Source organism: Acidiplasma cupricumulans, from assembly GCF_001402935.1.
GTDB classification, from domain to species: Archaea; Thermoplasmatota; Thermoplasmata; order Thermoplasmatales; family Thermoplasmataceae; genus Acidiplasma; species Acidiplasma aeolicum.
Genome location: NZ_LKBH01000299.1, coordinates 1 through 10,031, shown reverse-complemented (window position 1 = coordinate 10,031; position 10,031 = coordinate 1). Strand labels below are relative to the sequence as shown.

At 33.8% G+C, this 10,031-nt stretch carries 13 protein-coding genes, 1 tRNA gene and 2 pseudogenes; 8 read left to right on the top strand and 8 right to left on the bottom strand.

The window, feature by feature from the left end:
- Window positions 1-600, bottom strand: a pseudogene (locus AOG55_RS08385) (IS256 family transposase); the annotation flags it as partial.
- A gap of 86 nt (window positions 601-686) precedes the next feature.
- On the opposite strand from AOG55_RS08385, the gene AOG55_RS08380 reads away from it, so the two are divergent.
- The gene (locus AOG55_RS08380) at window positions 687-1,625 is read left to right on the top strand and encodes an IS3 family transposase (RefSeq protein ID WP_269082537.1); all 939 of its coding nucleotides are present in this window, start codon (window positions 687-689) and stop codon (window positions 1,623-1,625) included.
- Between the two features lie 40 nt (window positions 1,626-1,665).
- Here the strand turns inward: AOG55_RS08380 and AOG55_RS09425 are convergent.
- Window positions 1,666-1,887: pseudogene (locus AOG55_RS09425) on the bottom strand (transposase); the annotation flags it as partial.
- 68 nt (window positions 1,888-1,955) lie between these two features.
- Here AOG55_RS09425 and AOG55_RS08375 point away from each other — a divergent pair.
- Window positions 1,956-2,240 carry a hypothetical protein gene (locus AOG55_RS08375; RefSeq protein ID WP_048100836.1) on the top strand — a complete coding sequence of 95 codons (285 nt, stop codon included), beginning with the start codon at window positions 1,956-1,958 and terminating at the stop codon, window positions 2,238-2,240.
- Window positions 2,241-2,496: 256 nt separating this feature from the next.
- On the opposite strand, the gene AOG55_RS09830 is transcribed toward AOG55_RS08375, so the two are convergent.
- The 4 genes from AOG55_RS09830 to AOG55_RS08365 all read right to left on the bottom strand — a co-directional run bounded on the left by AOG55_RS09830 (window position 2,497) and on the right by AOG55_RS08365 (window position 3,628).
- Entirely contained in the window at window positions 2,497-2,748 is a 252-nt protein-coding gene (locus AOG55_RS09830) for a type II toxin-antitoxin system RelE family toxin (RefSeq protein ID WP_353850942.1), read from the bottom strand.
- Between the two features lie 38 nt (window positions 2,749-2,786).
- Window positions 2,787-3,242, bottom strand: coding sequence for a hypothetical protein (locus AOG55_RS09220; RefSeq protein ID WP_231563408.1), 456 nt, complete (start codon window positions 3,240-3,242; stop codon window positions 2,787-2,789).
- Entirely contained in the window at window positions 3,209-3,355 is a 147-nt protein-coding gene (locus AOG55_RS09700; protein ID WP_236688999.1) for a hypothetical protein, read from the bottom strand. Before AOG55_RS09700 ends, AOG55_RS09220 begins: the two co-directional genes overlap by 34 nt.
- A gap of 188 nt (window positions 3,356-3,543) precedes the next feature.
- Window positions 3,544-3,628, bottom strand: a tRNA-Leu gene (locus tag AOG55_RS08365).
- A gap of 78 nt (window positions 3,629-3,706) precedes the next feature.
- On the opposite strand from AOG55_RS08365, the gene AOG55_RS08360 reads away from it, so the two are divergent.
- The 6 genes from AOG55_RS08360 to AOG55_RS08335 all read left to right on the top strand — a co-directional run bounded on the left by AOG55_RS08360 (window position 3,707) and on the right by AOG55_RS08335 (window position 7,149).
- The gene (locus AOG55_RS08360; RefSeq protein WP_048100838.1) at window positions 3,707-3,961 is read left to right on the top strand and encodes a hypothetical protein; all 255 of its coding nucleotides are present in this window, start codon (window positions 3,707-3,709) and stop codon (window positions 3,959-3,961) included.
- Window positions 3,962-4,011: 50 nt separating this feature from the next.
- On the top strand, window positions 4,012-4,401 hold the full coding sequence (locus tag AOG55_RS08355; RefSeq protein ID WP_048100839.1) for an Lrp/AsnC family transcriptional regulator: 390 nt from the start codon (window positions 4,012-4,014) through the stop codon (window positions 4,399-4,401).
- 55 nt (window positions 4,402-4,456) lie between these two features.
- Window positions 4,457-4,729, top strand: coding sequence for a DNA-binding protein Alba (albA, locus tag AOG55_RS08350; RefSeq protein ID WP_048100840.1), 273 nt, complete (start codon window positions 4,457-4,459; stop codon window positions 4,727-4,729).
- Between the two features lie 72 nt (window positions 4,730-4,801).
- Window positions 4,802-5,794: a polyprenyl synthetase family protein gene (locus tag AOG55_RS08345; protein ID WP_048100841.1), complete on the top strand. Its 993-nt coding sequence runs from the start codon at window positions 4,802-4,804 to the stop codon at window positions 5,792-5,794.
- Window positions 5,794-6,951, top strand: coding sequence for an ArsA family ATPase (locus tag AOG55_RS08340; RefSeq protein ID WP_055041165.1), 1,158 nt, complete (start codon window positions 5,794-5,796; stop codon window positions 6,949-6,951). The genes AOG55_RS08345 and AOG55_RS08340 overlap by 1 nt, the downstream gene beginning before the upstream one ends.
- Before the next feature lie 9 nt (window positions 6,952-6,960).
- A complete protein-coding gene (locus AOG55_RS08335) occupies window positions 6,961-7,149 on the top strand; it encodes a hypothetical protein (protein ID WP_048100843.1) in 189 nt (62 codons plus the stop codon).
- 2 nt (window positions 7,150-7,151) lie between these two features.
- On the opposite strand, the gene twy1 is transcribed toward AOG55_RS08335, so the two are convergent.
- Window positions 7,152-8,108, bottom strand: a complete 957-nt coding sequence (gene twy1, locus AOG55_RS08330) for a 4-demethylwyosine synthase TYW1 (protein ID WP_048100844.1) — start codon at window positions 8,106-8,108, stop codon at window positions 7,152-7,154.
- Window positions 8,109-8,312: 204 nt separating this feature from the next.
- Window positions 8,313-9,956, bottom strand: coding sequence for a thermosome subunit beta (gene thsB, locus AOG55_RS08325; protein WP_048100845.1), 1,644 nt, complete (start codon window positions 9,954-9,956; stop codon window positions 8,313-8,315).
- Window positions 9,957-10,031: the final 75 nt, after the last annotated feature.

Here is a 10,031-nt window from a genome sequence, read left to right as displayed (position 1 = left end):
TTATTCTTAATGGATAATCATAGAATCTTAATAATTCACCTAACTTTATTTCAGTATTATATATTATATTAGGATACCTGTTCTCCCATTTATTCTTAAACTCATGAATTTACCTATGGCCTCATCCTTATTATTGCATTTAAACATTTTATTTGCATCATCCATTATTTCTAAATCCTTTTCCTTTACCTTTGATTTCAATCCCCTCATATAATGTATGGTGCATAATTGAAAATCACTTCCAGGATATATCTTGATTACCTTCTCATCCAGATTATTTATACCATCTGCTATAAATAATAATGGTTGTTTTAATCCCCTTCTGTATAGATCCTCTAATACATCCTTATAATTATTATGTGATTCCTTTATAGTTGAATAGAATCCTAATATTTCATATTCTCCGGATTCTTTTATTCCAAGAGCAAATATTACTGGTTCTTTATCTACTGTTTCCCTTCTTAAATAGAAGAATAATCCATCCAGTATGACTGCAATATACTTATTATCGAGCCTTCTATTAACAAATTTATTTACCTCCTCCAATGCTAGATCTGTTATTCTTGATATTGATGATGGGGAATATTTATTACACATCAGATGAAAAATATAATATTATAATGGAATATAGGTGAAATGACCATAGCAAATGAGATTTTAAAAAAAAATTATATGAGAAGGAAAAGGTGAGTTCAGTGTATGAAATGTATAATAATGGGATTGAAGTAAAAAATGCATGCTATTATTCAGGAATTAACAGAATAACATACTATTATAGGAGGAGGCATGAAAACATTGAAGATAGAAGATCTTCAACAAGGATTGATAATAGTATTATTAATAAAATAATAGAACTATGCAAAGAAAGAATAACATATGGCTATAATAGAATATGGGCATTATTGAGGAACTCCGGCATAAATATAGCAAGGAAAACAGTGTATAAAATAATGAAGAACAATAATCTAACTTTACCATTGCATAACCATAAGAATAGAAGGGAATTAAAATTATTAATAGCAGATAAGCCAGAGATGTTAATAGAAACAGATATTACTTATATACCTACAAATAATGGAATTACCTATTTAATGTGCATTAAGGATGCATTCTCCAAGGAATGGTATGGCTATAATTATAATGCATCATGCACGGCCAGGGATGCAATAAATGCCATAGATGATGCTATTATAAGGAAGTTCAATGGCATAGTACCTGAGAATATTACTCTAAGGACAGACAATGGTCCCCAATATATTTCTAAAGAATTCAATAATTATTTGAAAACAATGAATATAAAGCATGAATACATAGAAAGGGAAACACCTGAGGAGAATGGAGATATTGAATCATTCCATAATTCAATTAAAACTGATTATATATGGATCAATGAAATAAATAATTTCAATGATGGTAAAATAATAATAGAAAAGGCATTCTATGATTATAATAATATAAGGCTACATTCTACCCTTGATTACTATTCACCTTTGCAGTTTTTAGGTAAATGGAATAATGATAGTAGTTTCAGGGAATATTACAGAGGATTTTTAAAGAATCTTAAGGATGGCTACAGAAGAAGAAATAGTAATTATTATAAGAGGTCTATGATAAATGTCTCATGAAATGGAAAGATTTTTGTTTAACAATCACTATCCAACATCATACAGACCTATTATTATCTATTATAGCACTGTGGAATTTATTATCTCTATTCCTTGGCACTGATAAATCCTTGATCTCACCATACCTTGTTTTTAGGTTCCTCTTATAATAACCATTCTTTATTCCAGGATTCTCCTCTAAATATTGATCTTGTTCTATTTTCATAAGGGTTTCTATTTTTTCCTTTATTGTCTGTTCTATTAATTTCTCTATATCCGATATATTTTATATTGTCATATCCCTACTTTATACCTCCTTGGTTCAGAAGAGGTATTTCTCCCTGTTATTTAATGATCATTTCATTATTAACAGGGAGATTTATATTTACACAAATATGGTACACAACCAAAAGATTAGCTGATTACAGAACAATAATACATAAAAACATCTATAAGGACCTAGATTATTCAATATCGCAATATAAAAAGGTATATAATACAGATAAATCCGATAAATATGATTTATATGAATTTACATGGGAATGCCCAGGAAAATTAAAAATAAAGAATTATCCAAAGAATGCCTTCTTTTCAATGTATAGACTGTATGTTATGATGAAAGGAAAACGTGATTGAAATGCATATAAGGAAGAATACTACAATATAGAAAGATTTATAGGAATGAAAATAAATGTTTATTATTCTGTGGGGAGATCCGATTTTCTTCAGCGAGGAAACATTAGAAGAACAGGACACCGACGGCATGCTTCTCAAATCAGGGAATAAACTCGTATATATTCCATGGGCATCTGTTGTTTGCTTTGAAAGCGAGCAATGATCTTTTAGATAATAAATTGGATATAATAAACTATAATATTTATTTTAGTAGCCTTTATCTTTTGCCATATGTTCTGCCATAGAATTCATCATGATTTCCAATGTTTATAAATATAACAATGCAATATTTTTCCCCTATTTTATAGAGTATTACGATTTTTTGCCTATTAACTTTTACCGCCCTGTAATTTGCGATTAGCCCTGTTTTAGTTGCACCAATATATGGATTTTTCTTTACTGCACATATTTTCTTTTTAATCTGATCCTTGATATTTTTATCCCTAACCTTTTTTATGTAATCTTCTATCGCAGATACATCAATAGAATAATTATCGCATATTTAAATCATGAAAATAGAGAATCAATATCGGAATCGTCTTTTATTATATGTTTTCCATATATGCCTTTTTTTATATTCTCTTTATCTATCTTTTCGGCATTTTTCCAGAAAACACCGGAATTAACTTCACTGTAAAACCATGCATAGCTATCAAGGTCTATAGGGTTGTTAAAATCTTCTGCATAGATATAAGGCTCTGTCTTATCTGCCAGTTTTTCCAGTTCACTTCCATTTTTATCTATATATGGTTTTATGAGGTCATGTATCATATTTGCAATTTTATTATCTATTTTAAAATCTTCATTTACAAGCTCTGATTCTTTTGCAGGATTGTTATTAATCTGTTCTTTTATAACAATGTCTTCTTCTAAGTCTTCAATATTTTTTATATCCTCGGAATAAGGCCCAAAATAATAACGCTTAAATGTTAGATCAGATAATCTTCTTCCATATTTTTTAATGTATTCATATTCAGCAAAATAAGAAAGCTTTTGTAATTTTTTTGTGGGAGAGGACCATATTTAATTAACAGATATTTAACAAGATCTACACCATTTATTTTTACTTTCTCCATATATGGCAATTATAATAACTATATATACACTTTTCTATAAAGCCCTATTAAATATTTATATGTGATTATAATATAATCATTAAATTATATAATGTTATTTTTATATTATAAAATCAGCATCATGAGTATATAAATAAAGATATGAAAACACTAACAATGTATGTCATTGCATTGAACTTTTATAATCATGCAAGGGACGGGATTTGAACCCGCGAACCCCTTCGGGACAGGATCTTAAGTCCTGCACCTTTGGCCAAGCTTAGTTACCCTTGCACCACTTAATTATTTTTACCTTAATAAGTTTTATCAGGTAATGCCATGTATTTTATATTAATTTTGATTTCCATATATATGGTGGATGATAGAGAGGTTATAGGATTTACACTGGATGAGGAGCCAAAATGGGTTAAGGTTACTCTGGAGGACGGAACAGTTATGCAGATAAAAATGGAGATAATGGCAATAGAAAGAAACGGAAATGACCCAAATACAGGCATCCCTGTATACATAATTCAGGCAACAAATATAATGAGAATGCTTAAGGTTCCAAAGGAGCTTATTAAGACAACCAATGATAGGCATAACAGTTCTGGATTATACAGTTAAGTTTTTTATTCGTTTACATATATTTAAATTAAACCAAACAATAATGGTTTATGGATGAAAAAGATTATGAAATTTTAAAGTTATTAAGGGAAAATTCTAGAATGAGCAATATGGAAATTGCAAGGGAGTTAAAGGTTTCTGAGGGTACAATACGGAAGCGTATAGCAAATCTTTATAAATCAGGAATTATAAAAAAATTTACAATAGAAACCCCATCGTCGGTTGAGGCCATGATTCTTGTGAGGGTTGACCCAAAAAAGGCACCATATGTATTAGAAAAGTTGAAAAATATTTACCATGAAATATATGAGCTTTCAGGAAGCATTGACGTGTCAATAAAATTATCCAAAAATACCCTTGATGAGATAAATTCAGAGGTGGATAACATAAGATCAATTGACGGTGTTATAAGCACAGATACCATGATCCGGCTAAAATAGAAATCAGCGATATTATTAAATAGCGTTAATAAATAAGGGATAAAGGGGATTTTACATGGCAGAAGAAAATACAATCTTTGTGGGAAAAAAGCCAACAATGAACTATGTCCTTGCTATAGTGACACAATTTAACAACAATGATGTAAAACGCATTGTTATTAAGGCAAGGGGAAAATCAATCAGCAAGGCAGTCGATATAGCAGAGATAACAAGGCATAAATTTGTACAGGACATAAAATACGAAAGGATAACATTAGATACCGAGACACTTGAGGGTGAGAGGGGCCCATCAAACGTTTCATCAATTGAAATTGTTTTATCCAGATAAATTAATTATTTTTATAAATCACAAAAACTTAAATTGTTATTTTTAATACATTTGTAAAATTGCGGTGTTTAAATGAAAACTTTTTATGAATGGCAGTCTGGTTTGTCCAAAAAAATTAATGAGATAAATAACAGGTTATTGAAAACCATAGAAACAGATCAAGATTATCTGTACACAATGGCAAAATATACCATTGACGCCGGTGGAAAACGATTCAGGCCACTTTTAACTATTCTGTCCTATGAAATTTCAACAGATAAACCGTATGAAAATATACTTGACCTTGCAGCAGGATATGAATTAATCCATACTGCCAGTTTAATACACGATGACATTATAGATAATTCCCCATACAGAAGGGGTAGAAAAACATTGAGCTATAAGGAAGGCATAAATAATGCCATTGTTGTTGGCGATTATCTATTTGCAAAGGCATATGAACTCGGATCAAGATATGGAAAGGACGTATCAAAAATAATGGCCGATGCATCATCAAGGCTTGCCGAGGGTCAGATCCTGGAGGCCATGAATATTGGAAACCTAAACATGGATATAAATACATATGAATTAATAATAAAAAATAAAACTGCAGATTTTTTTGCAGCCTGTGCTGAAGGTGCCACACTGGCTGCCGGTGCGGATAAAAATATATCAGAAAATTTAAAGGAATTTTCATTTAATATGGGCATGGCATTCCAGATTACAGATGATATACTGGACATAGTGGGAAACGAAAAGGATATGGGAAAACCCACAATGGTTGATTTAAACCATGATGTTATCACCCTTCCGATAATTCACGCATTAAGAAATGCCAGTCAGGAAAAGAGAAAAATAATAAAGGATATACTTACAGGAGAATACCGTGATAAGGACTTTAAAAATGTATTTAAAAACATTTTATATGAATTGGGGTCCCTTGAATATTCTTTTAATATTGCCAAGGATTATATAACAAAATCCGTTAGCAATTTAAATAAAATAAAGAGGTCAGGAGATGTTGATCTTCTTATGGACCTTGCATTGATAGTAATAGATAGAATAAATGAATCAGGTGTTGTATAATGTCTAGAGTTTTATTATATACAGGAAAGGGTGGAGTTGGTAAGACAAGTGTGGCAGCGTCAACTGGATTAATGCTTTCGAAAAAGTATAAAACTGTGGTAATGTCAACAGATCCTGCCCACAGCCTTAGCGATTCTCTTGAGGCAAAAATAGGATCAGAGGCAACAAAAATTTATGATAATTTCTATGCACAGGAGATAAATATTAACGATGCAATAAAAAGTCACTGGAACGATCTACGTGAATATCTAACAGCATTATTCCAGTACCAGGGTCTTGATCCAATTTCTGCCGAGGAAATAGCAATACTTCCTGGATTTGAGGAAGCAGCATATCTGCTTTACATTAACGATTATATAAATAATAATGACTTTGATGTAATTGTTGTCGATAGCGCACCGACAGGTGAGGCATTAAGGCTTTTATCATTCCCGGAGGTTATGAGATGGTACATGGAAAAGGTATTTCCAATAAGCAGAACCGCCGCAAAGATTGCAAGGCCGTTCATGAAACCATTCTCAAATCTTCCAATGCCAAACGACAAGGTCTTTGAAAGCGCAGAGGCACTTTATGATCAGCTTGGCCATATTCATGATATATTGCAGGATCCTGAAATAACATCCATAAGGCTTGTTACAAATGCCGATCAAATGTCATATAATGAAACAAAAAGGGCATTTACATATCTTTTGCTTTATGGATATCCAGTTGATGCCGTTATTGCAAACAAAATATATACTGATGATACAGGCGATTTTTTCAGGGAATGGAGGGAATCGCAGCATAAAATTGTTGATGAGCTCCCGGATGCCTTCCCTGATGTTAAGATATTAAAGGGATACCTTCAAAACGATGAGCCACTTGGCAGGGATAAATTAATAAAATTTGGTGAGACCATATACGGTGAAAATGACCCTTATGATATTTTTTATAAAGGAAAACCAATAGAATTTACAAAGCATGGAAATGATGTTATAGTTAAAATTAAACTGCCATATGCAACAAAGGAAAATCTTGATTTATTTAACAAAGGTGGTGAGCTTGTTGTTGAGGTGGGCAACTGGAAGAGGATAATGTATCTCCCACAGACAATGGCAAACATGGAACCTGCAGCCGCTGAACTGAAAAATGGTTATCTATATATAACACTAAAGTAATTACTATTTATGGATAAAAAAACAGTAATACAGATAAATATTGAGGTGCCCAAAATAGTTGGGGATGTAATATCTGAGGCTGAAAAATATACAAGAGGCGTGTTTGAACTTATAAGATTCGGCCAGAGAATTATATTTAAAAATCAATCCACAGCAAATGAGCCTAAAAAGGAGCTCAAAAAAATATCAATAAAATAAAATTATTTCATATGTTTCTTTAATTCTGCCTCAAAGTCAATTTTGGCCTTTGATGGGTCCTTTGCTATCATGGCAACCCTGCTTTCGTATCTATCTGCATATGGTGTGTAACCCAGCCTTCTGGCAAGTTCATTTGAGAATTCAAGCACCATTTCATGGCTTGGCATGTTTTCATATGCCAGTCTGTCCATGGACTGGCCAACATGTACATAACCCTTTGATTCTATGAAATCTGGTGAGGCTATTCTATCCAGTTTTTCATACTCATCATAGTACGGCATATTTACATCCTTAACGAGTGTATGCCTTATTACCTTCCTTGTATCCAGTGATGGCAGGATCTCCAGTGTTCTGTTAAAGTTTTCCCACGCGTTTCCTATTGCTGGATGAAGAACATCATTAAATATCTTTTTTGTGGGACCTGCAACCGTTACATATAGTTGAGTTGGTAACGGGTCAAGTTTTTCGAGTACCATTGGCAGGGTTCCATTTGTTACCAGAAATGTTGATATACCACGTTTTGTTGCGGCCTCTATTAATTCTCCAAGCCTTGTGTAAAGTGTGGGTTCTCCAGTGAGGGAGATTGCCATATGTTTCGGATGCTGTGCCTCCTCAAAAAGCTCTTTCTTTACCTTGGGATTCCCCTTAAATCCCGATATTAATTTCAAATGTGCCTTTATGCTTTCCTCAAGAATAAATTCTGGATCATCCTCCTGAGAAATATGCATGCTGTCAAATCCCTGAAATCTCCAGCAGAAATCACAGTTCTCTGAGCATGCATTTAATGCGGGTGTCATCTGTATACACTGATGTGAATTAATTCCATAAAATGTATTTTTATAACATGCAGCATGGCCTGTTAACTGGCTCTTGGTCCAGTGACATACCTTTACGGCTGAATGATTTCCGACAAGGCCATAATGCTGTTTTTTATATATTGGTTTATATGTATTTATCATTAAGATATAAATTTAAAAACTATATATAAACCCTTTTAAAATGTTATTCAACCGATATTAATGATGTTACATATTAAATTCATAATTTTTAGAATTCACAAAGTTTTTTTAATTCCCAGCAATTGATTATTTATAAAAACCAATCAAAAAGCATTTAAATTGTGTATGAAGTTAAAATATTTATAAAAAAATAATTCATATATTTTAGTATTCTCCACCTGGCATTCCGCCGCCCATGCCACCCTGTGGTCCACCTGGTGATGGGTTGTTCTTTGAGGATTTGGTGGCTATAACATCATCTATTCTAAGTATCATTACTGCAGCCTCCGTAGCAGCTGCAACTGCCTGTTTGCCAACCCTTATGGGCTCTATTACACCAAGTTTTTCCATGTCCTCAACTGTTCCCTTGAAGACATTTAATCCATAGGTTTTCTTTCCATTGGCATGTGCACTTCTTATCTGTATTAGTATGTCTATTGGGTCCAATCCTGCATTTTCTGCCAGTGCCCTGGGTATGTCCTCAAGTGCATCAGCGAATTTTTCTATTGCCAGTTGCTGCCTGCCACCAACCTTGGATGCATATGATCTAAGATTGAATGCCATTTCCTCGGCTGCTGATCCGCCTCCGGTGACATATGCACCATCCTCAACGGCTGCGGCGACCACGTGCAGTGAGTCTGTAAGTGATCTCTCTATCTCATCTGCAACATGCTCTGTTCCGGCCCTTATTAATAGGCTTATGGCCTTTGGGTTCTTGCAGCCTGTCACAAATGTCATGTAGTCATCGCCGACCTTTCTTTCCTCCACACTGTCTGCATGTCCCAGATCATTTTCTGTTATTTCTTCAAGTGATGATATTATTGTTGCACCTGTTGCCTTGGCAAGCTTATCAACATCACTCTTCTTAACCCTTCTCACTGCATATATGCCGTCCTTTGCAAGGTAGTGCTGTGCCATGTCATCTATTCCCTTCTGGGTTATTACAACATTGGCACCTGTTGCCTTTATTTTTTCTACCATATCCTTGAGAAGGTCTTCCTCCTGTGAAAGGAATTTCTGGATCATTCTTGGATCACTTATCTGAAGGTTTGTATCAAACTCTGGCTTTTTAATTTCTAATGCCACATCAAGGAGGGCAATCTTTGCATCCTTAACGAGTTTTGGCATATTCGGATGGACCTTCTCCTTATCAAGAATTATACCATCTATTAACTGTGTTTCCTGTATTTCCCCACCCTGCTTTTTAACTATCTGGAGGTTATCAAAGTCAACATAATACTTGCCATCTCTCTCCTCAGCTATGCTTTTAATTGCATCATAGGATATGCCGCCAAGGAGATCCTCCTCAACTGATGCGCTCTTGCTGTTAAGTGATGTTTTTGCCATCTGAACCAGCAGATCCCTGTCAGATATTTTTACAGGTTTTGAAATCTGATCTAAAATTTTAGAAGCCTGCTCTGCAGCCATTTTGAATCCGTTTGTAATAACTGTTGGATGGACATTCTGGTTAATCAGCGACTGTGCCTGATCAAGAAGGGCACCGGCCAGTACAACAGCAGTTGTTGTCCCATCGCCAACATAGCTGTCCTGTGTTTTTGAAACCTCAACCATCATCTTGGCTGCAGGATGTTCAACATCCATTTCCTTTAATATTGTTACACCATCATTGGTTATTACTATATCACCAAGGGAATCCACAAGCATTTTATCCATACCCCTTGGGCCCAATGTTGATCTTATTGATGTTGCTATAGCCTTTGCAGCATCTATATTTTCCTGCATGGCATCCTTGCCACTCTCTCTTTTTGTACCTTCTCTTAATACAAATATTGGCTGACCACCGATCATAATTATCAAATAAGTAAAAATAAACTTCTATATAACCATTTCTATATAGTAAATTAATCCCACATCTTATATTTA